20 protein-coding genes are annotated in these 24,320 nt (G+C 73.0%); 6 read left to right on the forward strand and 14 right to left on the reverse strand.

The genetic code is table 11. The annotated features are described in order from the left end of the window. Window positions 1-38: 38 nt before the first annotated feature. From ACZ4XJ_RS18755 to rimP, 3 genes are all read right to left on the reverse strand, one after another. Entirely contained in the window at window positions 39-326 is a 288-nt protein-coding gene (locus ACZ4XJ_RS18755) for a YlxR family protein (protein ID WP_281209765.1), read from the reverse strand. Window positions 327-460: 134 nt separating this feature from the next. Then, a complete protein-coding gene (nusA, locus tag ACZ4XJ_RS18760) occupies window positions 461-1,543 on the reverse strand; it encodes a transcription termination factor NusA (protein ID WP_468496776.1) in 1,083 nt (360 codons plus the stop codon). A 2-nt stretch (window positions 1,544-1,545) separates the two neighbouring features. Further along, a complete protein-coding gene (rimP, locus tag ACZ4XJ_RS18765; RefSeq protein WP_362875953.1) occupies window positions 1,546-2,058 on the reverse strand; it encodes a ribosome maturation factor RimP in 513 nt (170 codons plus the stop codon). A 158-nt stretch (window positions 2,059-2,216) separates the two neighbouring features. Here rimP and ACZ4XJ_RS18770 point away from each other — a divergent pair, with 158 nt between their 5' ends. Genes ACZ4XJ_RS18770 through ACZ4XJ_RS18785 form a run of 4 tightly spaced genes read left to right on the forward strand, consistent with a single transcriptional unit; the run spans window position 2,217 to window position 5,074 of the window. Next, window positions 2,217-2,786 carry a hypothetical protein gene (locus tag ACZ4XJ_RS18770; protein ID WP_362875952.1) on the forward strand — a complete coding sequence of 190 codons (570 nt, stop codon included), beginning with the start codon at window positions 2,217-2,219 and terminating at the stop codon, window positions 2,784-2,786. After that, window positions 2,783-3,223: a ferritin-like domain-containing protein gene (locus ACZ4XJ_RS18775; RefSeq protein ID WP_362875951.1), complete on the forward strand. Its 441-nt coding sequence runs from the start codon at window positions 2,783-2,785 to the stop codon at window positions 3,221-3,223. The genes ACZ4XJ_RS18770 and ACZ4XJ_RS18775 overlap by 4 nt, the downstream gene beginning before the upstream one ends. Before the next feature lie 45 nt (window positions 3,224-3,268). Continuing rightward, on the forward strand, window positions 3,269-4,171 hold the full coding sequence (locus ACZ4XJ_RS18780) for an aminoglycoside phosphotransferase family protein (protein ID WP_468496777.1): 903 nt from the start codon (window positions 3,269-3,271) through the stop codon (window positions 4,169-4,171). 42 nt (window positions 4,172-4,213) lie between these two features. Continuing rightward, window positions 4,214-5,074, forward strand: coding sequence for a slipin family protein (locus tag ACZ4XJ_RS18785; protein WP_468496968.1), 861 nt, complete (start codon window positions 4,214-4,216; stop codon window positions 5,072-5,074). Here the strand turns inward: ACZ4XJ_RS18785 and ACZ4XJ_RS18790 are convergent. From ACZ4XJ_RS18790 to ACZ4XJ_RS18840, 11 genes are all read right to left on the reverse strand, one after another. After that, a complete protein-coding gene (locus tag ACZ4XJ_RS18790) occupies window positions 5,071-6,771 on the reverse strand; it encodes a proline--tRNA ligase (RefSeq protein ID WP_468496778.1) in 1,701 nt (566 codons plus the stop codon). The genes ACZ4XJ_RS18785 and ACZ4XJ_RS18790 overlap by 4 nt on opposite strands. 43 nt (window positions 6,772-6,814) lie before the next feature. After that, window positions 6,815-7,399: a GNAT family N-acetyltransferase gene (locus ACZ4XJ_RS18795; protein ID WP_468496779.1), complete on the reverse strand. Its 585-nt coding sequence runs from the start codon at window positions 7,397-7,399 to the stop codon at window positions 6,815-6,817. Between the two features lie 83 nt (window positions 7,400-7,482). Further along, on the reverse strand, window positions 7,483-8,328 hold the full coding sequence (locus tag ACZ4XJ_RS18800) for a GNAT family N-acetyltransferase (protein WP_362875947.1): 846 nt from the start codon (window positions 8,326-8,328) through the stop codon (window positions 7,483-7,485). Window positions 8,329-8,466: 138 nt separating this feature from the next. Continuing rightward, entirely contained in the window at window positions 8,467-9,624 is a 1,158-nt protein-coding gene (gene ispG / locus ACZ4XJ_RS18805; RefSeq protein ID WP_362875946.1) for a flavodoxin-dependent (E)-4-hydroxy-3-methylbut-2-enyl-diphosphate synthase, read from the reverse strand. 174 nt (window positions 9,625-9,798) lie between these two features. Continuing rightward, window positions 9,799-11,100 carry a M50 family metallopeptidase gene (locus ACZ4XJ_RS18810; protein ID WP_362875945.1) on the reverse strand — a complete coding sequence of 434 codons (1,302 nt, stop codon included), beginning with the start codon at window positions 11,098-11,100 and terminating at the stop codon, window positions 9,799-9,801. Next, window positions 11,097-12,359 (reverse strand): 1-deoxy-D-xylulose-5-phosphate reductoisomerase, encoded by a 1,263-nt coding sequence (gene dxr, locus ACZ4XJ_RS18815; protein ID WP_362875944.1) that lies wholly within the window; start codon window positions 12,357-12,359, stop codon window positions 11,097-11,099. Before dxr ends, ACZ4XJ_RS18810 begins: the two co-directional genes overlap by 4 nt. A gap of 12 nt (window positions 12,360-12,371) precedes the next feature. Further along, window positions 12,372-13,682, reverse strand: a complete 1,311-nt coding sequence (locus ACZ4XJ_RS18820; RefSeq protein WP_468496780.1) for a hypothetical protein — start codon at window positions 13,680-13,682, stop codon at window positions 12,372-12,374. 75 nt (window positions 13,683-13,757) lie between these two features. Continuing rightward, window positions 13,758-15,728 (reverse strand): acyl-CoA dehydrogenase family protein, encoded by a 1,971-nt coding sequence (locus ACZ4XJ_RS18825; protein WP_468496781.1) that lies wholly within the window; start codon window positions 15,726-15,728, stop codon window positions 13,758-13,760. 186 nt (window positions 15,729-15,914) lie between these two features. Next, window positions 15,915-17,360 carry an aldehyde dehydrogenase family protein gene (locus ACZ4XJ_RS18830; protein WP_362875941.1) on the reverse strand — a complete coding sequence of 482 codons (1,446 nt, stop codon included), beginning with the start codon at window positions 17,358-17,360 and terminating at the stop codon, window positions 15,915-15,917. 206 nt (window positions 17,361-17,566) lie between these two features. Next, window positions 17,567-19,147, reverse strand: a complete 1,581-nt coding sequence (locus ACZ4XJ_RS18835) for a PucR family transcriptional regulator (protein WP_362875940.1) — start codon at window positions 19,145-19,147, stop codon at window positions 17,567-17,569. Window positions 19,148-19,289: 142 nt separating this feature from the next. Next, complete coding sequence (locus ACZ4XJ_RS18840; RefSeq protein ID WP_468496782.1) at window positions 19,290-21,665, reverse strand: ATP/GTP-binding protein; 2,376 nt, start codon at window positions 21,663-21,665, stop codon at window positions 19,290-19,292. A 264-nt stretch (window positions 21,666-21,929) separates the two neighbouring features. On the opposite strand from ACZ4XJ_RS18840, the gene gabT reads away from it, so the two are divergent. Together gabT and ACZ4XJ_RS18850 are read left to right on the forward strand one after the other, a co-directional pair. Next, window positions 21,930-23,264, forward strand: a complete 1,335-nt coding sequence (gene gabT, locus ACZ4XJ_RS18845) for a 4-aminobutyrate--2-oxoglutarate transaminase (protein ID WP_362875938.1) — start codon at window positions 21,930-21,932, stop codon at window positions 23,262-23,264. 430 nt (window positions 23,265-23,694) lie between these two features. Then, window positions 23,695-24,276 carry a phosphatase PAP2 family protein gene (locus ACZ4XJ_RS18850; protein ID WP_362875937.1) on the forward strand — a complete coding sequence of 194 codons (582 nt, stop codon included), beginning with the start codon at window positions 23,695-23,697 and terminating at the stop codon, window positions 24,274-24,276. Window positions 24,277-24,320 lie beyond the last annotated feature (44 nt).

Raw genomic sequence — 24,320 nt, forward strand, 5'->3', positions numbered from 1 at the left:
CCTGACCGCACGGGTTACCCGTGCCGTTCTTCTTGCTCTTACGGTGTCGCCTCGGCCGGTACGGCCAAAGCCGTACGCAGTTCCGCCGTGTCGAGCGCTCCGGCGGACCGGAGGGCCCGGGGGAACGCCCGGCGGCGGACCGCCTGGTCGAGACAGACCACGGCGGGGTGCACGTAGGCACCCCGGCCGGGCAGCGTACCGCGTGGATCGGCGACGCATTGGTCACCGATCGCCACGATGCGCAGCAGATCGCTCTTGGCCGCTCGCTCCCGACACCCCACACAGGTTCGTTCGGGGCATGCGCGGGCTTGCGTCCGGCCAGACACGCCTAAGTCTACCTCCCCGTAGCGACCTCACCCCTTCAGGTGAAAAATCGAACGGATATCGTGTTGTTTCTCAGGGGACTCCGAGGTTTCGGAGTCCCCTGTCTACCGGCGGGGAACCCCCGACCGGTACCGGTTTATTCCCGGCCGCGTCCCTGGTCGCGGCCGTCGCGCCCGCCGTCACGGTCCGAGCCGCGCCCGCCGTCACGGTCCGAGCCGCGCCCGCGGTCGTCCCCGTCGGCGGCCGGCTCGGTGTCCGGGCGGATGTCGATGCGCCAGCCGGTGAGGCGCGCGGCGAGGCGGGCGTTCTGGCCCTCCTTGCCGATGGCCAGCGACAGCTGGTAGTCCGGCACGGTGACGCGCGCGGACCGGGTGTCCCAGTCCACGACGTCGACCGCGCTCACCCGGGCGGGTGACAGCGCGTTCGCGACCATCTCCGCCGGGTCGTCCGACCAGTCGACGATGTCGATCTTCTCGCCGTGCAGCTCGGCCATGACGTTGCGCACACGGCTGCCCATCGGGCCGATGCAGGCGCCCTTGGGGTTCAGGCCGGAGCGGGTCGACCGGACGGCGATCTTGGTGCGGTGACCGGCCTCACGGGCGATCGCGGAGATCTCGACGCTGCCGTCGGCGATCTCCGGGACCTCCAGGGAGAAGAGCTTCTTCACCAGGTTGGGGTGGGTGCGCGACAGGGTCACGGACGGACCGCGGACACCCTTCGCCACCCGCACGACGTACGCCTTCAGGCGCAGGCCGTGCGTGTACTCCTCGCCGGGCACCTGCTCCTGCACCGGCAGGATGGCTTCCAGCTTGCCGATGTCGACGAGGACGTTCTTGGGGTCCTTGCCCTGCTGGACGACGCCGGTGATGACGTCGCCCTCGCGGCCGGCGAACTCGCCGAAGGTCAGGTCGTCCTCGGCGTCGCGCAGACGCTGGAGGATCACCTGCTTGGCGGTCGTCGCGGCGATGCGCCCGAAGTCCGACGGCGTGTCGTCGAACTCCTTGGGCTCCTGGCCCTCTTCGAGGTCCCTCGGGTCCTCCGTCGCCCACACGACCACGTGACCGTTGGTGCGGTCGAGCACCACGCGGGCGCGGCGGAAGCTGCCCTCGGTGCGGTGGTACGCGATGAGGAGGGCCGACTCGATCGCTTCGACGAGCAGGTCGAACGAGATCTCCTTCTCGCGGACCAGACCCCGCAGGGCACTCATGTCGATGTCCACGGCTACGCCTCCTCTTCCTTCTTGTCCTTGCGGTTGAACTCGATTTCGACACGCGCCCTGGCGATGTCGGCGAACGCGATGCGGCGGGTGGTCGCCTTGCGGCCCTTCACACCCGGAACTTCGAGGTCCATGCCCTCGTCGTCGACGTCGAGGATGCGGGCGATCAGTTCCCCGGCACCCTTTTCACCGTCGGCGGTCAGCTGAAACTTGACGAGACGGCCGGTCGCCCGAACGTAGTGACGGTGCTCGGTGAGCGGGCGGTCCGCACCCGGGGAGCTGACTTCGAGGACGTACTCGTCCTCGCCCATCGCGTCGGAGGCGTCGAGCGCGTCGGACACCTCACGACTCAGCTCGGCACAGGCGTCGAGTTCCACACCCTCGTCGGAATCCACGATGACCCGCAGCATCCGGCGCTTGCCCGCCTTGGACAGCTCGATCTCTTCGAGGTCCAGGCCCTTGGCGGCGACGAGCGGCTCCAGCAGTCCGCGCAGCCTGTCGCTCTGGGTGGTGCTCATCCGGGTGACTCCTCGGCCGCGTGTGCTGTTGTGGTTTTCCGTCGCGTGTCAGGTCAAAGGGTATCCGGTCGCGAGGGGTGTTGCCGTCCGCGCTGCGGACGCGACCCCCGGGTACCGTGATCACACCCTGTCCCGCCATCACCCCGAGGACGACGCCCGTGCCCTGGACCCTGCCCTTGAGGCCCTCGCGAAGGCGCCTGCTCGTCGGAGCCGCCGGCGCGGCCGGGGCCGCGCTGCTCCCCGGGTGTTCCGGCGGGGGCGACCCGTCGGACGCCGATACCGGCGTGCCGCTCGAACGGCGCATCCGGGAGGGCGCCGTTCGGGACAGCGAGCGGCTGCTGGAACGTTACGACGCCACCGCCGCCGCCCATCCGGCCCTCGCCGCCCGCCTCGCGCCGATGCGGACGGCCGTCGCGGCGCACGTCGCGGCCCTGGCCCTGCCGGGCCCGGCCGGCCGTACGCCGTCGGCCACGACCGAGCCGCTGTCCGCCGGCGCCTCCGCCGCCCCCGCGGGAACGCCCTCGGCGCGCCCCGACCCGGTCCCGCCGAAGGAGGTCGACGCCCTGGCCGCGCTGGCGGACGCCGAACGGGACCTGTCCGAGGCCCGCACGGCGTCGCTGGCCGGCGCGCCCGGTGAGGTGGCCCGACTGTTGGCCTCGGTGGCCGCGTGCGGGGCCGTCCACACCTACCTGCTGACCGCCACCCCCACCCCGGGAGCCGCTTCGTGAAGCCCGAACCCTCCCCCGCCGGCCGTCCGCTGGCGGCGGCCCAGGCCGCGCTGGCCGCCGAGCACTCGGCGGCGTACGCCTACGGGGTGATCGGCGCCCGCGCCTCGGCCGCCCGGGCCGCCGAGGCCCGCGAGGCGTACGGCGAGCACCTCGCCCGCCGGGATTCCCTGACCCGCACGGTGCGGGAGCTGGGCGGCTCGCCCCGGCCGTCGGAGGCGGCGTACGCCCTGCCCTTCGAGCTGCGCGCGCCGGCGGACGCCGAGCGGCTGGCCGCCGAGATCGAGGACCGGGTGGCGGGCGCGTACTCGGACCTGGTGCGGGCGGCGGACGGCCGGTTGCGCCGCGAGGCCGCCGACGCGCTGAGCGCCTCGGCCGTCCGCGCGGCGCGGTGGCGCGGTGTCGGCGTAGCCTTCCCTGGGCTCACGGAAAAGCGCTGAGGAGGCGCGACGGGGCCCGGTATGGCTGAAAGGGATCACGCACGCATGGCTTTCGAACCGCCGCAGCGGCTTGTACGGGCGCTCGGCGAGACGCCCGGGACGGCTCAGGACACGGACTGGCTGGAGCGGTTGCCCCGGCTCGCCGACGAGGCGCTCTCCCGGCGGGGCGTGTCGGCCCAGCGGGTCCAGGCCCCCGGCGGCCGCAGCAGTCTGGTGCTCCTCGTCCACTACGCCGACGGCACCCCGGCGGCCCTGAAGCTGGCCCCGCCGGCCGCCCGGCCGGAGCGGGAGCTCGCCGCGCTGGCGCACTGGGGCGGCTTCGGAGCCGTACGGGTCCTCGACTCGCGCCACCACGAGGACGACGGCGGGCTGCTCCTGGAGCGGCTCCACCCCGAGGTGTCGCTGCGGTCGCTGCCCGAGGCGAAGGCGCTGCTGGAGGCCTGCGGCACGCTGCGCCGGCTGTGGGTGGAGCCGCCGCCGGAGCACCGCTTCGAGACGGTGGCCGAGCGCACGGCCCCGCAGTGCGAGGCCCTGCGCGCGGCGCCGCCGGAGTTGCGGGCGCTCGCGGACGCGGCGGTGGCGGCACGGGAGGAGCTGACGGCCGCGCCGGCCGAGGAGCTCCTGCTGCACGGCGCGTTCCGGCAGGGCAAGGTGCTGGCCGGGGAGCGGGCGCCGTGGCTGACGGTGGGTCCGGATCCGCTGGTTGGCGAGCGGGCGTACGACCTGGCCCGGCTGGTCCGGGACCGGTTGGAGGACCAGGTCGCCTCCTCGACGGGGGCCTCCGGGGCCCGCCGGCGGGTGAACAAGCTGGCGGATTCGTTGGAGGTGGACCGCGAGCGGCTGCGGGGCTGGACGGTGTTCCGGGCGGTGGAGTCCGGTCACCGGGCGCTGGCCGCCGGGCGGCGGCGGGACGCGGAGCTGTTGCTGGAGTTCGCGGCCTGGTTGTAGGGCATACCGTAGGTAAAGGTGTATGTCCGGCAGGGGGCCGTCATGGTCGAGGAACTGCTGACTGCGGCGATCGCCGCGGGTGTCGGGGTGGTCGCGTACGCGGTGACCGCCGCCCGGGTGGTGAAGCAGTACGAGCGGGGCGTGGTGTTCCGCTTCGGTCGGTTGCGCCGGGGCGTTCGCGGGCCCGGGTTCACGCTGGTGGTGCCGGGGGTCGACCGGCTCCGCAAGGTGAACATGCAGATCGTGACGATGCCGGTGCCGGCCCAGGAGGGCATCACCCGGGACAACGTCACGGTGCGGGTGGACGCGGTCGTCTACTTCAAGGTCGTGAACGCGGCCGACGCGATCGTGGAGGTGGAGGACTACCGGTTCGCGGTCTCCCAGATGGCGCAGACCTCCCTGCGGTCGATCATCGGCAAATCGGACCTGGACGACCTGCTGTCGAACCGTGAGCAGCTGAACCAGGGGCTGGAGCTGATGATCGACAGCCCGGCCGTCGGGTGGGGCGTGCAGATCGACCGGGTGGAGATCAAGGACGTGTCGCTGCCGGAGACGATGAAGCGGTCGATGGCGCGTCAGGCGGAGGCGGACCGCGAGCGTCGCGCCCGGGTGATCAACGCGGACGCGGAGCTGCAGGCGTCGAAGAAGCTGGCGGAGGCGGCGGCGGTGATGTCGGAGCAGCCGGCGGCCCTCCAGTTGCGGCTGCTCCAGACGGTGGTCGCGGTCGCCGCGGAGAAGAACTCCACGCTGGTGCTGCCGTTCCCCGTGGAGCTCCTGCGCTTCCTGGAACGCGCCGCGCCGGCCGCCCAGCCCCCGCCACCGCCGCCGGCTCCACCGCGGGTGGAGGCCGGGCCGCAGGACGCCGACGGAACGGGCGACCGGGGCCCCCAAGGGACGGCCTAGCCGTTCGTGAGGCGGGTCAGGGCCTCCTCCAGGGGGAGTTCCTCGCGGGTGCCGGTGGCGCGGTCCTGGAGTTCGACGACGCCGTCGGCCGAGCGGCGGCCCGCCACCAGGATGTGGGGGACTCCGATCAGTTCGGCGTCGGTGAGCTTCACACCGGGGGACAGTCCGGGCCGGTCGTCGAGCAGCACCCGGCGGCCGGCCGCGGCCAGTTCGCCGGCCGCACGTTCCGCCAGGGCGAGCGGGACGGCCTTGCCCGCGGCGACGACGTGCACGTCGGCCGGGGCCACCTCGGCGGGCCAGCACAGGCCGCGGTCGTCCGCGGTCTGCTCCGCGAGGGCGGCGACGGCGCGGGAGACCCCGATGCCGTAGGAGCCCATGGTGACCCGGACGGGCTTGCCCTCGCGGCCGAGCACGTCGAGGCCGAAGGCGTCCGCGTACTTGCGGCCGAGCTGGAAGATGTGCCCGATCTCGATCGCCCGGTCCAGCCGCAGGCCGGCGCCGCAGGCGGGGCAGGGGTCGCCCGGTTCGACGACGACCACGTCGAGGTACCGGTCCACCTCGAAGTCGCGGCCGCAGACCACGTTCCGGGCGTGGGTGCCCGCCCGGTTGGCGCCGGTCACCCAGGACGTGCCGGGCGCCACGCGGGGGTCGGCGAGGTAGCGGACCTTCTCCAGGCCCTGCGGGCCCACGTAGCCGCGTACCAGGTCGGGGCGGTCGGCGAAGTCCTCGGCGGTCACGAGTTCCACGACGGCGGGCGCCAGGTGCTCGCCGAGCTTGCCGAGATCGACCTCGCGGTCGCCGGGGACGCCGACGGCCACGATCTCTCCGTCGACCTTGACCAGAAGGTTCTTCAGGGTCGCCGACGCGGGGACGTCGAGGAAGGCCGCCAGGGACTCGATGGTCGGGGTGTCGGGGGTGTCCAGTTCCTCGACGGGTCCGTGCTCGCCCCCGGCCGCGGTGAGGGCGAAGGTGACGGCCTCGGTGTTGGCCGCGTAGTCGCAGGAGGGGCAGTCGACGAAGGTGTCCTCGCCGGCGCCGGCGGGCGCGAGGAACTCCTCGGACGCCGAGCCGCCCATGGCTCCCGACACCGCCGACACGATGCGGTGGTCGAGCCCGAGCCGCCGGAAGATCCGTACGTACGCCTCGCGGTGGAGCCGGTAGGACTCGGCGAGGCCCTCGTCGGAGACGTCGAAGGAGTACGAGTCCTTCATCTGGAACTCGCGTCCGCGCAGCACCCCGGAGCGGGGGCGGGCCTCGTCGCGGTACTTCGTCTGGATCTGGTAGAGCATGACCGGCAGGTCCTTGTAGGAGGTGCACTGGTCCTTCACGACGAGGGTGAAGATTTCCTCGTGGGTGGGGCCGAGCAGGTAGTCGGCGCCCTTGCGGTCCTTGAGCCGGAACAGCAGGTCGCCGTACTCCGTCCAGCGGCCGCTGACCTCGTACGGTTCCTTCGGCAGCAGCGCGGGGAGCAGCACCTCCTGGGCGCCGATGGCGTCCATCTCCTCGCGGACGACGCGCGTGACGTTGTCCAGGACCCGCTTGCCGAGCGGCAGCCAGGTCCAGACGCCCGCGGAGCTGCGCCGTACGTAGCCGGCGCGGACCAGGAGTCGGTGGCTGAGGGTCTCGGCGTCCGCCGGGTCCTCGCGGAGGGTCTTGGCCATGAGGCGGGACATGCGCTGCACGTGTGGGGTGGACATGTTCGGAGGCTACCGGGGCCGGCGGGAACTCCGACAACCCGTTTCAGGGCCGGGGGTCGGGCCGCAGCAGCGGCAGGGGCGCGCCCATGACGGCGTACGGGAGGCTCGCGCTCGGGAACTGGACGCGGCGGGCGAGGTCCCGGTAGCCGAGGGCGGCGTAGAGGCCGCGGGCCGGGCTGTCGGTGTCGATGGCGGAGAGGATCGAGCGGGGTTCCTCGGCGCTGTCGGTGATCCGGGTGATGAGGCCGCGGCCGACGCCGCGGCCCTGGAAGCCGGGGTGGACGTGCAGTTCGGTGATGACGAAGGCGTCGTCGAGCCAGCCGTCGGCGCCGCCGGCGCGCAGGTACGGTTCGACGATCGTGGACCACCAGTGGCCGCGGTCGTTGGGCATGCCGTAGACGAAGGCGGCGAGGGCGCCGTCGTCGGTGAAGGCGCCGAGCGCGCGGGCGCCGCGGCTGGTCATGTGGCGCTGGACGATGTAGCGCCGGATGCCGACCTCCTCCTCGCTGAGCCCGAAGGCCACGGCCTGCACGCGCAGGGCCTCGTCCACGCGTTCGGTGAGGTCGAGGGGGCCGATGCGGAGTCCGGCGGGCCGTGCGGGGTCGTCGCCCCCGGGGGTAGGCAGCATGCGGCGACCTTACTTCGGGGTGGGGCCGGTGCGGTACGGCTCGGGCGGCGGAAGCGGCCACGGCCGGGGCGGCGCCGGCGGGGTCAGAACAGGACGCTCATGAACGCGCCGGTCTCGCGGAAGCCGACCCGGCGGTAGGCGGCGCGCGCGGCGGTGTTGAAGTCGTTGACGTAGAGGCTGACGACGGGCGCGACGTCGCGCAGGGCGTAGGCGACGACGGCCGCCATGCCGGCTTCGGAGTGGCCGCGGCCCCGGTGGTCGGGGTCGACCCACACGCCCTGGATCTGGCAGGCGCGGGCGGTGGCGGCGCCGATCTCGGCCTTGAAGACGACCTTGCCGTCGTCGATGCGGGCGAAGGAGCGGCCGGTGCCGACGAGTTCGGCGACGCGGGCCTGGTAGAGGAGTCCGCCGTCCCCGGCCATCGGGGAGATGCCGACCTCCTCGGTGAACATGGCGACGCAGGCGGGCATGATCAGGTCCATCTCGTCCTTGCGGACCCGGCGGACGCGCGGATCGGCGGTGACCGTGGTGGAGGGCTGTTCCATGACCATCAGGGGTTGGCGGGGGCGGACGTCGCGGGCGGGGCCCCAGCTGGGTTCGAGGAGTTGCCACAGCAGCCGGGTGGCTTCGGCGGGGCCGACGATGGAGGAGCAGCGGCGGCCGGTGCGGCGGGCGCGCTCGGCGAAGGCGCGGACGGCGTCGGGTTCGGCGCAGACGGGCACCAGGTTGGCGCCGGCGTAGCACAGGGAGCGCAGCCGGCCGTCGGTGTACCAGCCCCACATCTCGCCGCCGAGCCGCCAGGGGTCGAGGCCGGCGACCTGGACCCGGGAGGCGACGAAGGCGTTCTCGACCGGCGCGCGCCCGAGGACTTCGAGGGCGGCGTCGAGATCACTGGGCTCAAGGACCCTGGTGGTGGTCTGCGTCAACACTGGGGCCTCACCATGCAAGTCTGCTGATCTCCGCACTGTACCCGGCGGGGCCTCGGGATGCCGCCTCCCACGGTCACGAAAGAGCCCCGGCCCCGGCCCCGAGCTGCGGGAACGGGGCCGGGGCCGGAGCTGCGGGAGCTACACGCCGATGGCCACGGTGGGCTCGCCGGAGGGGATGCCGTCCTTCTCCATCTGCTCGGCGATCTTCATCGCCTCTTCGATGAGCGTCTCGACGATCTTCGACTCGGGGACGGTCTTGATGACCTCGCCCTTGACGAAGATCTGGCCCTTGCCGTTGCCGGAGGCGACGCCGAGGTCGGCCTCGCGGGCCTCGCCGGGGCCGTTGACGACGCAGCCCATGACGGCGACGCGCAGCGGGACCTCCATCCCCTCCAGGCCCGCCGTGACCTCCTCGGCCAGCTTGTAGACGTCGACCTGGGCGCGACCGCAGGAGGGGCAGGAAACGATCTCCAGCCGGCGGGGCTTGAGGTTCAGGGACTCCAGGATCTGGATGCCGACCTTGATCTCCTCGACCGGCGGGGCGGAGAGGGAGACGCGGATGGTGTCGCCGATGCCCTCGGAGAGGAGCGCGCCGAAGGCGACGGCGGACTTGATGGTGCCCTGGAAGGCGGGGCCGGCCTCGGTGACGCCGAGGTGGAGCGGGTAGTCGCAGGCGGCGGCGAGCTGGCGGTAGGCGTTGACCATGACGACCGGGTCGTTGTGCTTGACCGAGATCTTGATGTCGCTGAAGCCGTGCTCCTCGAAGAGGGAGGCCTCCCACAGCGCGGACTCGACGAGCGCCTCGGGGGTGGCCTTGCCGTACTTCTTCAGCAGTCGGGCGTCCAGGGAGCCCGCGTTGACGCCGATCCGGATCGGGGTGCCCGCGTCCTTGGCGGCGCGCGCGATCTCCTTGACCTTGTCGTCGAACTGCTTGATGTTGCCCGGGTTCACGCGGACGGCGGCGCAGCCGGCGTCGATGGCGGCGAACACGTACTTGGGCTGGAAGTGGATGTCCGCGATGACCGGGATCTGCGACTTCTTCGCGATGACGGCGAGGGCGTCGGCGTCGTCCTGCGTCGGGCAGGCCACGCGGACGATGTTGCAACCGGAGGCGGTCAGCTCGGCGATCTGCTGGAGCGTGGCCCCGATGTCGGACGTGCGGGTGGTGGTCATCGACTGCACCGAGATGGGCGCGTCGCCACCGACGGCCACGGAACCGACCTGGATCTTGCGGCTGACCCTGCGGTCGGCAAGCTTCGTCGGCACGGCCGGCATTCCGAGTGAGATGGCAGTCATCTGCTGTGCAACCCCAAGGTGTGGATCGAGGTCCCGAGATCGGCGGGCTCCAGTCTTCGAGATTACGCCAAGCAGCACGCGCCCCTTGCATCCGAGGGGGTGTGCCACCCGAACGTAGGGAGCCGGGCACGATGCGTGCCCGGCTCCGACCGGCCTGCTGTAGTGCGGCGGCGGCTAGGTGATCTTGATGGGGTTCACCACGTCCGCGACGAGGACCAGCAGCGTGAAGCAGACGAAGAGCCCGGCGACCACGTACGCGGCGGGCATCAGCCGTGCCACGTCGAACGGGCCGGGGTCGGCGCGCCGCAGGAGCCGTGCCACGTTGCGCCGCAGGGACTCCCACAGGGCGCCGGCGATGTGCCCGCCGTCCAGGGGCAGCAGGGGCAGCATGTTGAACAGGAAGAGCGAGAGGTTGAACATGCCCAGGACGTTCAGCATGATCGACATGCGCTGTTCGCCCGGGATGTCCAGGGTCGCGATCTCGCCGCTGATGCGGGCCGCTCCGACGATGCCCATCGGGGAGTCCTGCTCGCGTTCGGCGCCGCCGAAGGCCGCGTCCCACAGGGCCGGGATCTTGGCGGGGAGCTGGATCAGGCCCTGCACGCTGCCCTCGACGATCTCGCCCATGTGGTCCACGGACTCGCCGAAACCGAGGGCCGCGACCTCCGTCTTCGGGCTGAAGCCGAGCCAGCCCGCCGTCACGTACTCGCCCTTGACGTAGCCGCCGTGCCCGTCGGTCCGGGCGACCTTGTTCTCGATCAGGTTGACCGGCAGGGTCAGTTCGCGGCCGTCGCGCACGACGGTGACGGTGGCGGGTCCGACGGTGTCGCGGATCCGCTGTTGCAGGGCGGACCAGTCGGCGACCTCGCGGCCGTCGAAGGCGACGATGCGGTCACCGGCCGTGAGGCCGGCCAGCTTGGCCGGCGCGACCGGGTCGCTGTCCTTGCACACCTCCCGGTTCTCGCTCTGCTGGATCACGCAGGGCGAGACGGTGGCGACCTGGGTGGTGGTGCGGTTGATCCCGAAGGTCATCCAGACGCCGAAGAAGATCGCGAGGGCGAGCACCAGGTTCATGAAGGGGCCCGCGAACATCACGATCACGCGCTTCCACGGCTTGCGCGTGTAGAAGAGCCGCGATTCGTCGCCGGGCTGGAGCTCCTCGTAGGCCGCCGAACGGGCGTCCTCGATCATCGACCGGAACGGCGACGTGGAGCGGGCGGTGACCTTGCCGTCCTCGCCGGGCGGGAACATCCCGATCATGCGGATGTAGCCGCCCATCGGGATGGCCTTGATCCCGTACTCGGTGTCGCCCTTCTGGCGCGACCAGATGGTCCGGCCGAAGCCGACCATGTACTGGGGCACGCGGATGCCGAAGAGCTTGGCCGTGGAGAGGTGACCGAGCTCGTGCCAGGCGATCGAGAAGAGCAGGCCGACCACGAAGACGACCACACCGATCAAGGTCAGCAGTATCGTCATGCGCTCGCCTCCACGGCGGCGCGAGCCGCCATCTCCCGTGCCCGGGCCCTGGCCCAGGTCTCCGCTTCCAGGACGTCCGCGACGCTCAGCGAGGTTCCCGCTCGCGGCACGCCGTGTTCATCGACCACGGCAGAGACCGTATCCATGATTGCTGTGAACGGCAGCCGACCGGCCAAGAACGCCTCCACGCACTCCTCGTTCGCCGCATTGAACACCGCGGGGGCCGTGCCGCCCAGGGTGCCCACGTGGCGGGCCAGGCCGACCGCGGGGAAGGCCTCGGTGTCCAGGGGGAAGAACTCCCAGGTCGACGCCTTGGTCCAGTCGAAGGCGGGGGCCGCGTCCGGAACCCGTTCGGGCCAGCCGATGCCGATCGCGATGGGGCCGCGCATGTCGGGCGGGGTGGCCTGGGCGAGGGTGGAGCCGTCCGTGAACTCGACCATGGAGTGCACGTAGGACTGCGGGTGGACGACGACCTCGATGCGCTCGAAGGGGATGTCGTAGAGCAGGTGCGCCTCGATGACCTCCAGTCCCTTGTTGACCAGGGTCGCCGAGTTCACGGTGATCACCGGGCCCATGGCCCAGGTCGGGTGCGCGAGCGCGTCCTCGACGGTGACCCCGGCCAGTTCCGCGCGGGTGCGGCCGCGGAAGGGGCCGCCGGAGGCGGTGACGACGAGCTTGCGGACGTCGGCGCGGGTGCCGCCGGCCAGGGCCTGGAAGAGCGCCGCGTGCTCGGAGTCCACCGGGATGATCTGCCCGGGCTTCGCGAGGGCCTTGACCAGCGGACCGCCGACGATCAGCGACTCCTTGTTGGCCAGGGCCAGGGTCCGGCCCGCCCGCAGGGCGGCGAGGGTGGGCGCGAGGCCGATGGATCCGGTGATGCCGTTGAGGACGGTGTGGCACGGCGAGGCGGCCAGCTCGGCGGCCGCGTCGGGCCCGGCCAGGATTTCGGGCAGCGGCTCGGACGGTCCGTACTGGGCCCCGAGCGCCTCCTTCAGGGCCGGTACGACGTCCTCGCGGGCGACGGCCACCGTCCGCACCCGCAGCAGCCGCGCCTGCTCGGCGAGCAGCCCGACGCGCCCACCGGCGGCGGACAGCGCCGTGACGCGGAAGCGGTCCGGGTGGCGCAGGGCGAGATCGATGGCCTGGGTGCCGATGGACCCGGTCGACCCGAGGATGACGATGTCCCGGCGGCCGGCCGAGGCGTCGAAGAGGAGGTGCGGGTCGGCGAGGGGGGCTGGACTGTCGGTCATGCCCCCCATTGTGGCCGCAACTCAGGAGCGCTTGGACACGGAGTCCCCGTCGGTGACGCGGGCGAGGAGTTCGGGGAGCGTCCCGGCGAAGTCGGGGAGCGCCCGGGCCGTCCGCCACCAGGCCCGCGGGTCGGTTCCGAGCGCGGCGTCGAACAGTCGGTCGGCCTCCGCCCGGGCGGCGAGGACGGCGGCGGGCCGGTCGTGACGGTCGGGGTGGCCGATGTCGCCGAGCCACTGGTCCTCGTCCAGCGCCCAGCAGGCGGGGACCTTGTGCCGGACCACGTCGGCGCCGGTGATCAGGCCGCGGTCCAGGCAGTCCCGGACCCAGCGGACGTCCTCCTCGACGGTCTCCATCGGGACGGCCAGGCTCACCAGGGCCAGCTCCCGCTCCCAACCGCCGGTCGGCTCGGACGTGGCCGTGTCGGGGGCGAGCCGGCGCACGGCCCGGCCCAGCGCGGGGTCGTGCCGTACGAGGCCCAGCGGGGGCAGTGAGTTCGCGGCCAGCTCCGCCGCCAGCTCGGGCAGGGTGCCGCGGTATCCGGGGGCCCGGCGCGGCAGTTCGGCCCACAGTCGCGGGTCCTCCCCCAGCGCGGGCCGCAGGGCCCGCTGCACCGCCGACTGCATCTCGGCCTGCTCGGGCAGGCTCCAGCGCAGCCCGCGCGTGACGGGCAGGTGCCCCAGCAGCAGCGTCCGGGCGGCGGGGGCCACATGGGCGACGAGCTCGTCGCAGGTCAGCAGCCCGGTCCGGACCGCGCGCACGGCGGGCCGGTACCAGTGGCGCCCGTACGGGTCCCCCGCGCGGGCGTCGAGCAGCGCCCGGCAGGCCTCCCGGGGCAGCCCGGCCGCCAGCATCAGGGCCTCCACGGCCCCCGGCGGCAGCGGAGCACGGGCGTGCTCGCGCAGCAGCTGCTCCGGGTCGAGCTCGTGCGGCATGCCGAGCAGGGTGAGCGGGACCCGGGGCCGGCGGGCGTGCCGGCGCAGCAGGGCGATCAGCGCGGCGGAGTCGAAGGGGCCCGGCCCTGCCGCCCGGAGCAGTTCCGGGGACGGGCCGGGGCGGGCGGCGTACCGGGCCGGTCCGGGCAGACCCGGCAGCGGGCGGCCGACGACGTGGGGGTTGCGGGCGATGTAGTGCCGGTCCGCCTCGGCTCCCCCGCGCAACAGCAGGGTGACGGCCGAGGCGGGCAGCCACTGGTCGCGGCACAGGTACTTGCGCGTGGGTTCGTCGAGCCGGTCGAGCAGCTCGCCCACCACCTGTTGCGGTGCGTGGCGCACCAGGTGCGCCACGCACCGGGCCAGCCGTCTGCTGACCCGGTCCTCCTCGGCCGTCGGCATCGTCCTCGCCCGCCTCGCGCTCGTACCCGCGCCCGGGGTCGCACATCAGTCCGGGCTACTGCCGATGATGGCAGGTCAGCGTAGGGGGCGGTGGACGTTTTCGTGCACCGACGGGCCCGGTGTGGCATCCGCGATCCAGGGTCCGTCGCCGGAGGGGTCGAGGACGCCCTCCTCCAGCCAGGCGTAGGCGCCGCCGAGGACCCCCTCCACGACCTTGCGGTCGAGGTCGTCGGTGTTGGACCAGAGCCGGCCGAAGAGCTCCTCGACGCGGATCCGGGACTGCCGGCAGAAGGCGTCGGCGAGCTGGTAGGCCTCGCGGCCGTGCTCGTCGGCCGCCCTGAGGTGTTCGGCGCGCACACAGGCCGCGCTCATCGCGAAGAGTTCGGCGCCGATGTCGACGATCCGGCCGAGGAAGTTCTGCTTGGTCTCCATCCGGCCCTGCCAGCGGGACATCGCCCAGAACGTGGAGCGGGCGAGTTTGCGGGAGCAGCGTTCGACGTACCGCAGGTGGGTCGCCAGGTCGGGATGGCCGGGCGGATGGAACGCGCGGTAGGTGCCCGGGAGTTGACCGGCGCCGGTGGCCAGCTGGGGCAGCCAGCGGGCGTAGAAGCCGGCCGCGCGGGCGCCCGCCCTGGCCTTGTCGCCGAGGTCCTTCTCGGGGTCGATGATGTCGCCCGCGACGGCGAGGTGGGCGTCGACGGCCTCGCGGGCGATGAGCAGGTGCATGATCTCGGTGGAGCCCTCGAAGATCCGGTTGATCCGCAGGTCGCGGAGCATCTGCTCGGCGGGGACGGCGCGTTCGCCGCGCGCGGCGAGCGACTCGGCGGTCTCGAAGCCGCGGCCGCCGCGGATCTGGACGAGTTCGTCGGCCATCAGGCAGGCCATCTCGGATCCGTACAGCTTGGCGAGGGCCGCTTCGATGCGGATGTCGTTGCGGTCCTCGTCGGCCATTTGGGAGGCCAGGTCGACGACCGCTTCGAGGGCGAAGGTGGTGGCGGCGATGAAGGAGATCTTGGCGCCGACGGCCTCGTGCCGGGCGACCGGGCGGCCCCACTGCTCACGGACCCCGGACCACTCCCGGGCGATCTTCAGGCACCACTTGCCGGCGCCGACGCACATCGCCGGCAGCGACAGCCGGCCGGTGTTCAGCGTGGTCAGCGCGATCTTGAGGCCGGCGCCCTCGGCGCCGATCCGCTGGGCGGCCGGGACCCGGACGCCGTGGAACCGGGTGACGCCGTTCTCCAGGCCGCGCAGGCCCATGAAGGCGTTGCGGTGCTCGACGGTGATGCCCGGCGAGTCGGCCTCGACGACGAAGGCGGTGATCCCGCCGCGGTGGTTCTCGCTCTTCGGGACGCGGGCCATCACCACGAGCAGGTCGGCGACGACCCCGTTGGTGGTCCACAGCTTCACCCCGTCGAGGACGTACGCGTCCTCCCCGTCCGGGACGGCCGTGGTGGCCAGGCGCGCCGGGTCGGAGCCGACGTCGGGCTCGGTGAGCAGGAAGGCGCTGATGGCGGTGGTGGCGCAGCGCGGCAGGTAGGCGTCCTTCTGCTCCCGCGTCCCGAACATCTTCAGCGGCTGGGGCACGCCGATCGACTGGTGGGCGGAGAGCAGGGCCCCGATGGCCGGGCTGACCGAACCGACGAGGGCGAGCGCCTTGTTGTAGTAGACCTGGGTGAGGCCGAGGCCGCCGTGCTGGGGGTCGATCTTCATGCCGAGGGCGCCGAGCTCCTTGAGCCCGCGGACCGTCTCGTCGGGGATCCGCGCCTCCCGTTCGATGCGGGCGGCGGTCCCGTCGGCGAGCATCGCCTCGCAGAACTCCCGCATCCGGGCCAGGAAGGCCTCGCCGCGCCGGACGTCCTCGTCGGCGGGGAGTGGACGGGGGTGGATCAGGTCGATCCGGAACCGGCCGAGGAAGAGCTCCTTGGCGAAACTGGGCTTGCGCCAGTCCTGCTCTCGGGCCGCTTCCGCGACCCGCCGCGCCTCGCGCTCGGTCACCTTGGGCTGTACGGGTTGTACGGGCTGTACGGGCTGTGTTGCGGACATCCGGGTACTCACCTCGCCGCATCGGGACACTACCGATCGGTGCTACCTGTGAGTCGTACCCGGTTCCGGGCCCGGGGAAAAGGCCGCGTGGGCCGTCCGGGCGTCCGCGCGGGCCGCCCGGGAGAAAGGGGACGGCCGGAGCCCCCGCACAGTAGGCTCCGGCCGTCGGTCTGGGACCGTACGAGATCAGATGTCGAGGCCGGTGAGGACCAGGACGCGCTCGTAGGTGTAGTCGTCCATCGCGTAGCGGACGCCCTCGCGGCCCACGCCGGACTGCTTGACGCCGCCGTACGGCATCTGGTCGGCCCGGTAGGAGGGGGCGTCGCCGATGATCACGCCGCCGACCTCCAGCTCGCGGTGGGCGCGGAAGGCGACCTGGATGTCGCGGGTGAAGACGCCGGTCTGGAGACCGAACTTCGAGTCGTTGACGGCGGCGAAGGCCTCGTCGGTGTTCTCGACGCGCAGCAGGGTCAGGACGGGGCCGAAGACCTCTTCGGTGGCGAGCTTCACGCCGGCCGGGACGTCCGCGATGACGGTCGGCTCGACGGTGGCGCCGTCGCGCTTGCCGCCCGTGAGCAGCTTCGCGCCGGCGGCGACGGCCTCGTCGACCCAGGTCTCGACGCGCTTGGCGGCGTCCTCGGAGACCAGCGGGCCGACGTCGGTGGCGGAGTCGGAGGGGTCACCGGTGACCTGCTCGCGGACCTTGGCGACGACCTTCTCGGCGAGGCGGTCGTAGACGGAGGCGTCGGCGATCACGCGCTGCACGGAGATGCAGGACTGGCCGGCCTGGTAGTTCGAGAAGGTCGCGATGCGGGTCGCGGCCCAGTCGAGGTCGGCTTCGGAGGACCAGTCGGCGAGGACGACGGCCGCGGCGTTGCCGCCGAGCTCCAGGGTGCAGTGCTTGTGCGGCACCGACTGCTGGATGGCGTAGCCGACGGTGTCGGAACCGGTGAAGGAGATGACGGGCAGCCGCTCGTCCTTGACCAGGGCCGGCATCTTCTCGTTGGCGACCGGCAGGACCGACCAGGAGCCGGCCGGCAGGTCGGTCTCGGCGAGCAGCTCGCCGAGGATCAGACCGGAGAGCGGGGTGGCCGGGGCCGGCTTCAGGATGATCGGCGCGCCGACGGCGATGGCCGGGGCCACCTTGTGGGCGCACAGGTTCAGCGGGAAGTTGAACGGCGCGATGCCGAGGACGGGACCCTTGACGAAGCGACGGGTCAGGGCCAGCCGGCCGACGCCACCGGCGTCGGTGTCCAGGCGCTGGGCCTCTCCGCCGTTGAAGCGACGGGCTTCCTCGGCCGCGAAGCGGAACACGGACACCGCACGGCCGACCTCGCCGCGGGCCCACTTGACCGGCTTGCCGTTCTCGGCGGAGATCAGCTGGGCGATCTCCTCGGTGCGCTCGGCGAGCCGGCGCGACACGTGGTCCAGGGCCGCCGCGCGAACGTGGGCGGGGGTGGCGGAGAACTCCGCCGTCACGGCGTGCGCCGCGGCCACGGCCTCTTCGACCTGGGCGTCGGTCGGCACGCTGACGGTACCGACGAGCCGGCCGTCCCACGGGTTGTGGACGTCGAAGCTGTCCTCGCCGGAGGCCTCGCGGCCGGCGAGCCAGAAGGCGTGGGTGGAGGTCATGCGAATCCCGGCCCTTCGGTTGTGCGGGGGGTACCTCGCAGCGGCAGCCGGAGGCGGGTCCTGTCCCCACCACGGTAGGACGCCGTCGGGGTTTCGTTGTTTATCCGGCGTGGAGCGGCGACCTGTCCGGCTTCGCCGGTTTGTCAGTGTCGCGGATCGGACGGACCCGTGCGCGCCGGGTCCGTCGTCGGGCAGGTCGGTCGGGCTCAGGCGGCCGGGGTGGCCGCCTTCAGGGCGAGCCAGAGTTCCATCCGGACGTCCGGGTCGTCCAGGGAGCGCCCGAGGATCTCCTCGACCCGCTTCATCCGGTACCGCAGCGTGTGCCGGTGGACCCCCAGGTCGGCCGCGGCGGCGTCCCACTGGCCGTGCCGGGAGAGCCACGCCTGGAGCGAGGCCACCAGGTCGCCGCGACCGGTCGCGTCGTGCTCCCGCAGGGCCCGCAGCATGCCGTCCGCGAAGGCCCGTACGGCGTCGTCCGCGAGCAGCGGCAGGACCGAGCCCGCCGCGAGGTCCTCGTGCTCCACCATCGGCCGTCCCCGGCGACGGGCCACGGCGAGGGCCTGGTCGGCCTGCTTGACGGCGGCGGCCACGCCCGTGGCGGCCGCCGGCGCGGACAGGCCCACCACCAGCTCGTCCGGCTCGGGGCCGGTCGTGTCCCGGCCGCGCCGGGCCTCCAGCGCCTCCGCGTGGTCGACGCACGCCTGTACGGCGGATCCGCCGTCGGCCGCGAGCACCACGAGGCGGCCGTCCCCCGGAACGACGAGCAGCGTCTCACCGGTCCGGGCCGCCGCCGACTCCACGGCGTCGGCGAGCAGCGCGAGCCCCTCGGGCTGGGCGGTCCCGGGCAGCGCCGGCTCGGCGGTGACGATCCGGAACGGCGCTTCCAGCAGCGCCCCGTACAGGTCCCCCGCCACGGCCCGGGCGTGCTCGGCCTGCCCCTCCAGCAGCATCCGCAGCACGGCCGCGCCGAGTCGGGACTCCGCGTCGTGCAGCGAGCGGGAGCGTTCCGTGGTCAGGGTCAGCAGGGCGACCGCGGAGTGCACCGCGTACCGCTCGGCGGTGCCCAGCGGGGCGCCCGTACCGACGGCGAGCGCGCCCCGGGCCCGGCGTCCGGTGCCCAGGGACTGCAGTTCCACCCGGTCGTCGGAGCCGCCCACGACCGCGCTCGCGGGCGCGGGCCGCTCGCGCAGCCGCTCCACGTCGGGGGTCAGCCGGGCGGCGCGGCGCGCGGCCCAGTCGGGGGCGGCGGCCACGACCGCGCCGGAGGTGTCGTACAGCGCGGCCCAGCCGTGGACGTGCGCGGCGAGCTTCGTCAGCAGTTCGGCGGGCCCGTCGGCGGACAGGGCGGCCCGGGTCAGTTCGCGCTGCGCCTCGAAGCCGGCGGTGACGGCCCGGTACTGGTCGGCGGCGAGGGCGGCGGAGACGGCCTTGCTGATGGCCAGGAACGGGGTCCGGCGCGGCACCTCCAACAGCGGCAGGTCCTCTTCCCGGGCGGCCTCGACGAGCGCGTCGGGGACGGCGTCGTAGTTCACCCCGACGGCGAAGCCGATGCCGACGACGCCGGCGGCCGCGAGGCGGCGTACGTAGCGGCGCATCTCCTCGGGGTCGTCCGCGTCCAGCTTCATGGCGGTGACCAGCAGCAGCTCGCCGCCCTCCATGTAGGGGACGGGGTCGGCCAGCTCGCTGACGTGGGCCCAGCGCACGGGCGTGTCGAGACGGGTCTCCCCGGCCCGGACGCTGAGCTTGAGCGCCGAGTGCTGGACGAGCGAGGCGAGGGTGAGCGGCATCGGGTACCAGGTGCCTTACGCGGGAGGGGGAGGGGCGGGATCGGGGGGAGGAGCGGGGCCCGCGGGGTGGGGCGGGCATCGGGGTTTTTCGCCGTGTCGTATGAAGCACCCCACTCGATTCTGCCACCCCGTACGGGTCCGCTCAGCCCCTCCCGGCCAACCGCAGCAGCAACGGAGCGGCCCGTTCCCCGCGTACGGAGGTCAAGGACAGCACCGCACAGCCGGGCGGTACGGCGTGCGCGAGGTCGGAGGCCGACCAGCGTTCGCGCTCCACATGGCGCACGGTCACCGCGTCCGTGGTGACGGCCTTGCCGGTGACGAGCTTGCGGAAGGCGTGGATGGCCCGGGTCAGCGGCTGGTCGGCGAAGACCGTCCGGTGCGTCACGTCGCGGGTCTCGACCCACTCGGTGCCCCAGGCCTCGGCGAAGCGCTTGCCGTCCCAGGTGGTCACCCCGGAGAAGGCCATCCGGCAGCCGACGGCGCCGAGCAGCGGGGTGCGCAGGGCCTCCGGTACGTCGTCCAGGGTGCGCAGCGTCAGCAGCACCCCGGCGTTCGCGGACCGCAGCCGCTGGACGCCGCGCACGGTCTCTGGGGTCAGGGTGTGCGAGGCGTCGTCGAGGGCGAGGAAGGCGAAGAGCGAGCGGTCGGCGCGGGCCGCGGCGGCCGCGTTGAACTGGGCGAGGAGCAGCCGGGACAGCATTCGCGAGGCATCGGCGTGCCCGCGTTCGGGCAGGTCGACGCGGACCCGGACCGGGTGCTCCAGGGCGCGCATGGAGAAGGGCCGGCTCTGGCCGCTGGTGTCGAAGAACCCGGCGAAGGCGGGCCGGTCGAGCAGGGCGAGCCGGTCGGCGAGGGCCGGGCCGGGGTCGCCGTGGGCGCCGTGCTGACGGCTCCGGGCGTCGAGCTCGCGGAGCATGGCGGGCCGCCCGGCGCCCTCGGCGTCCTCCAGCGCGCGGCGGAGCGCGGCGAGGGCGGGCGGCAGCCCGTCGAGCAGCTCGCGCAGCTCGGGCACGGCGGGGAACCGGCCGTGGGCGGCGTGGAACGGTCCCAGCAGCTGCGCGAGCGCGGTGGCGGCGCGGCGCACGTCGACACCGGGAACGTCCCCGACGAGGGCCTCGGCGAGGAGTGTGGCGGCCTCGTCGGGGTCGGCGGCGCCGCCGTAGAGGTCGAGGTCGTAGAGGGAGCCGGGATCCCCGATGCGCACGACGACGTCGTACGCCGCGTCGGGCCCGAGCTCGGCCCCGGCCGCGCCGACGGCGACGACCGCGACCTGCCCGGCCAGCGCCTGCAGGGCGAGGCTCTCCACGACCGGCCTCACCAGCCGGGAGGTCTTGCCGCTGCCGGAGGGGCCGACGGCGAGCAGGGAGGTCCCGAGCACCCCGGGATCGAGGGCGAGGGCGGTGCCGCGGCGCGCGTAGGGGTTGCGCTCGCCGTCCTCGACGGTCCCGAGCAGCACCTGCCCCACCAGCAGGTCGTGCCGCGCCGCCCGCACGGGCAGGTCCCGCGCCCCGGACGGGTGCACGCAGGCCCCGGCCCCGTTGTCCCGCACGGCCTCGGCGAACGCCTGCCGCCGCGACGGATCCACCCGCACGGACTCCCAGGCCCGCCGAATCCGCGCGTAGTCGACATCGTTCATCCGCCCGCCGACCACTTCCCCCTCAAGCCGATCGGCAACGTCCCCAAGCCCTTCCCGCCGAACCTGTGGCCACCGTGATGGATCCTCGGACGCATCGGGTTCGCCGGGAGGAGCCTGTCGGCTTCCTTGAGCGTCGATCGCCGGGGCGGCTTTCGGCCGGTAGAGGCCCCACCAGGCGAAGAACAGGACGACCAGCACATAGATGGCGGTTTGGGCGCTGTCCACGAGAAACTGGGAACGTTCCCGGCCGACGCCTTCCACCGGCAGTACGGAGAAGACGAGACTCCGCAGCGGTACGACATCGCCCGCTACGAGCGCGATGGTGATCAGGGCGCCCAGCGCTGCGGCAAATCCTTGGAACGGTCGGCCGCGAGTGACGACCAGCCGCCGCCAGACGGTCGGCCACGCGCCGAGTTTGCCGAATCCGTAGAGCAGGCCTGCCACGACCAACGTTTCGTACACCCGCATGGCGGCATCACCCGCCGTGCCGAGCATCGGATCCCGCCCCAGGGGGGGCCACCAGTCATTCGGGGTGACCAAGCGAGGCGGAACCCTCCAGTACGGCACGTAGTTGTTGCTCAGGAGCGACCAGATCAGCGCGCAGGCCAGCATGGAGATGACGGCGCCGCTCAGCAACGCGCGCGCGGGGGCGTCCACCGGCTCCTCGTCGGCTCGGGCAACGTGACCCCGCCGCCACACCCCCGGCTCCGCCGTGGGCCTTGGTGTGCGGAGCCAGTCCGCGAAGGGCGAAGCCGCACCGGCCCCACGCACGGAACCCGGAGGCCGCGTCGGCACCGGCGGCACCCCGCCCGCCTCCCCCGCCGGCCGCGGCACCCGCCCCGCGCGGGTCGCCCGTCCCTCGTACGCACCGTCGGTGTCCATGAACCCCTGCCCCCTACCCGTGCCGTACCCGTGCCGTGCGCTGCGCTGCGGCGCTCAATCTAGTGCCCGGCCCCGCCCTTCGGCCCGTAGCCGGGCATGATCCACGAGACATCCACCGGACACCGCCGCATTCGTTCCTATGGCCGTCACGGACAAGGACACACCGGCACCACTCCCGAACGGCGCATGCCTTACCCCCTCCCCCGGACCTAACCTGCGGACAAAGACACAAGTGCGTCCGAAAACACCCCCCAGGAGCCCCCTATGACCGCTGTCCCGCAGGAGCGCCGCATCGTCACCGCGATCCCCGGCCCCAAGTCGCAGGAGCTGCAGGCCCGCCGCCTTTCGACGGTGGCCGGCGGCGTGGGCTCCGTACTCCCCGTGTTCACGGCCCGCGCGGGCGGCGGGATCATCGAGGACGTCGACGGCAACCGCCTGATCGACTTCGGTTCCGGCATCGCCGTGACCTCGGTCGGCGCCTCCGCCGAGGCCGTCGTGCGCCGCGCCTCCGCGCAGCTCGCCGACTTCACGCACACCTGTTTCATGGTCACGCCGTACGAGGGCTACGTCGAGGTCTGCGAGGCCCTCGCCGAGCTGACCCCGGGTGACCACGCGAAGAAGTCGGCGCTGTTCAACTCGGGCGCCGAGGCCGTCGAGAACGCCGTCAAGATCGCCCGTTCGTACACCAAGCGCCAGGCGGTCGTCGTCTTCGACCACGGCTACCACGGCCGTACGAACCTGACGATGGCGCTGACCTCGAAGAACATGCCGTACAAGCAGGGCTTCGGTCCGTTCGCCCCCGAGGTCTACCGCGTCCCGGTCGCCTACGGCTACCGCTGGCCCACCGGCGCCGAGAACTGCGGCCCCGAGGCCGCCGCCCAGGCGATCGACCAGATCAGCAAGCAGATCGGCGCGGAGAACGTCGCCGCGATCATCATCGAGCCGGTCCTCGGCGAGGGCGGCTTCATCGAGCCTGCCAAGGGCTTCCTCCCGGCGATCGTGAAGTTCGCCAACGACAACGGCATCGTCTTCGTCGCCGACGAGATCCAGTCCGGCTTCTGCCGCACCGGCCAGTGGTTCGCGTGCGAGGACGAGGGCATCGTCCCCGACCTGATCACCACCGCCAAGGGCATCGCGGGCGGCCTGCCGCTCGCCGCCGTGACGGGCCGCGCCGAGATGATGGACTCCGTCCACGGCGGCGGTCTGGGCGGCACCTACGGCGGCAACCCGGTGGCGTGCGCGGGTGCGCTCGGCTCCATCGAGACCATGAAGGAGCTCGACCTCAACGCCGCGGCGAAGAAGATCGAGTCCCTCATGAAGTCCCGCCTGACGGCCATGCAGGAGAAGTACGACATCATCGGCGACATCCGCGGTCGCGGCGCCATGATCGCGATCGAGCTGGTGAAGGACCCCGCGTCCAAGACCCCGAACCCGGAGGCGGCCGGCGCGCTCGCCAAGGCCTGCCACGCCGAGGGCCTGCTCGTCCTCACCTGCGGCACCTACGGCAACGTGCTCCGCTTCCTCCCGCCGATCGTCATCGGCGAGGACCTGCTGAACGAGGGCCTGGACATCCTGGAGACCGCGTTCGCGGGCATCTGATCCGCGCTTGATCCACGCGTGAAGCACGCCTGATCCACACTCCGGCCGCCGGCCCCGGCCCAACCGGCCACGGGCATCTGATCGAACGACTGGAACGTCCGGTCGTAAGATTTCGACCCTACCGGCGGTAACGGTCGGGCACTGTGAAGAAGCTGTGCGGGGCCGATGGCGGGAGCGCGTTCCCGCTGTCGGCCCCCCTTCCGTTGGCGTACGGTTTCTGCAGATGAGTGAGACAGACCGTTCGCGGGAAACCGAGGACGACACCAGTACCGGGCTTCCCCAGCGCCGTACTGGGCATGCGTTCGCGCACACTCCTCACCGATCGGACGACCGTCCGCCCCAAACCCCCCGGGGCGCGCGACAACCCGATCCGGGCGGCCGTCCCGGAACCATCCCCCCTGTTCCGGGACGGCCGGCCATTCTCCTCCTCGTGGGCCTGTGCCCCCTCCTCTTCGCCCTGATCACCTGGCAGGTCCTGGTGGACGGGCCGCTGTTGACGTCCGATCGGGCCCTGAGTCGCGCGCTGGTGCGCACGGTCCCCGACGGGGTCACCGAGGCCCTCGCGGATCTGGGCAACGTGCCCGTCGCCCTGCCCGTGCTAATGGTCGCGATGGCGTACGCCCTGCGCCGCGGGGACCGCCGCGGGCCGCTCGCGGCCGGCGTGGCGATGGCCCTGGTGCCGGCGCTCGTCATCCCGTTCAAGGAGTGGACCGCCCGGCCGGGCCCGTTGGAGCCCTGGGCCGCCGGCTACTTCCCCTCGGGCCACACGGCCACCGCGCTGACGGCCTACGTGGGCGCGGCCCTGCTCGTCGCCCCCTACGCACGCCGTGCCCGGCCCCTGCCCCTCGCCGCCGCCCTGACCGCCCTGACCGCGACGGGCCTGATCCTGCGCGGCTTCCACTGGCCCCTGGACGTCCTGGCCAGCCTCCTCCTCTGCGCCCCCCTCCTCACCGGCGTCCACTTGGCGGTGTCGTACCGTCACCCCTCCCCCGGAGCCCGCAAACCGGACTGAGGGCGTTGCGCGGGTCGCGGGCGTCCCCGCCCGGAACGGCCGGG

The organism is Streptomyces sp. NPDC029836 (assembly GCF_055574495.1).

Excerpts from the sequence above, each read along its gene's own strand:
- ACZ4XJ_RS18825 (WP_468496781.1), bottom strand. The coding sequence starts at position 15,728 with ATGTCCGCAACACAGCCCGTACAGCCCGTACAACCCGTACAGCCCAAG.
- ACZ4XJ_RS18790 (WP_468496778.1), bottom strand. The coding sequence starts at position 6,771 with ATGTCCACCCCACACGTGCAGCGCATGTCCCGCCTCATGGCCAAGACC.
- gabT (WP_362875938.1), top strand. The coding sequence starts at position 21,930 with ATGACCGCTGTCCCGCAGGAGCGCCGCATCGTCACCGCGATCCCCGGC.
- ACZ4XJ_RS18830 (WP_362875941.1), bottom strand. The coding sequence starts at position 17,360 with ATGACCTCCACCCACGCCTTCTGGCTCGCCGGCCGCGAGGCCTCCGGC.
- ACZ4XJ_RS18840 (WP_468496782.1), bottom strand. The coding sequence starts at position 21,665 with ATGGACACCGACGGTGCGTACGAGGGACGGGCGACCCGCGCGGGGCGG.
- ACZ4XJ_RS18810 (WP_362875945.1), bottom strand. The coding sequence starts at position 11,100 with ATGACGATACTGCTGACCTTGATCGGTGTGGTCGTCTTCGTGGTCGGC.
- ACZ4XJ_RS18835 (WP_362875940.1), bottom strand. The coding sequence starts at position 19,147 with ATGCCGCTCACCCTCGCCTCGCTCGTCCAGCACTCGGCGCTCAAGCTC.
- ispG (WP_362875946.1), bottom strand. The coding sequence starts at position 9,624 with ATGACTGCCATCTCACTCGGAATGCCGGCCGTGCCGACGAAGCTTGCC.
- ACZ4XJ_RS18795 (WP_468496779.1), bottom strand. The coding sequence starts at position 7,399 with ATGCTGCCTACCCCCGGGGGCGACGACCCCGCACGGCCCGCCGGACTC.
- dxr (WP_362875944.1), bottom strand. The coding sequence starts at position 12,359 with ATGGGGGGCATGACCGACAGTCCAGCCCCCCTCGCCGACCCGCACCTC.
- ACZ4XJ_RS18785 (WP_468496968.1), top strand. The coding sequence starts at position 4,214 with ATGGTCGAGGAACTGCTGACTGCGGCGATCGCCGCGGGTGTCGGGGTG.
- ACZ4XJ_RS18780 (WP_468496777.1), top strand. The coding sequence starts at position 3,269 with ATGGCTTTCGAACCGCCGCAGCGGCTTGTACGGGCGCTCGGCGAGACG.
- ACZ4XJ_RS18820 (WP_468496780.1), bottom strand. The coding sequence starts at position 13,682 with ATGCCGACGGCCGAGGAGGACCGGGTCAGCAGACGGCTGGCCCGGTGC.
- rimP (WP_362875953.1), bottom strand. The coding sequence starts at position 2,058 with ATGAGCACCACCCAGAGCGACAGGCTGCGCGGACTGCTGGAGCCGCTC.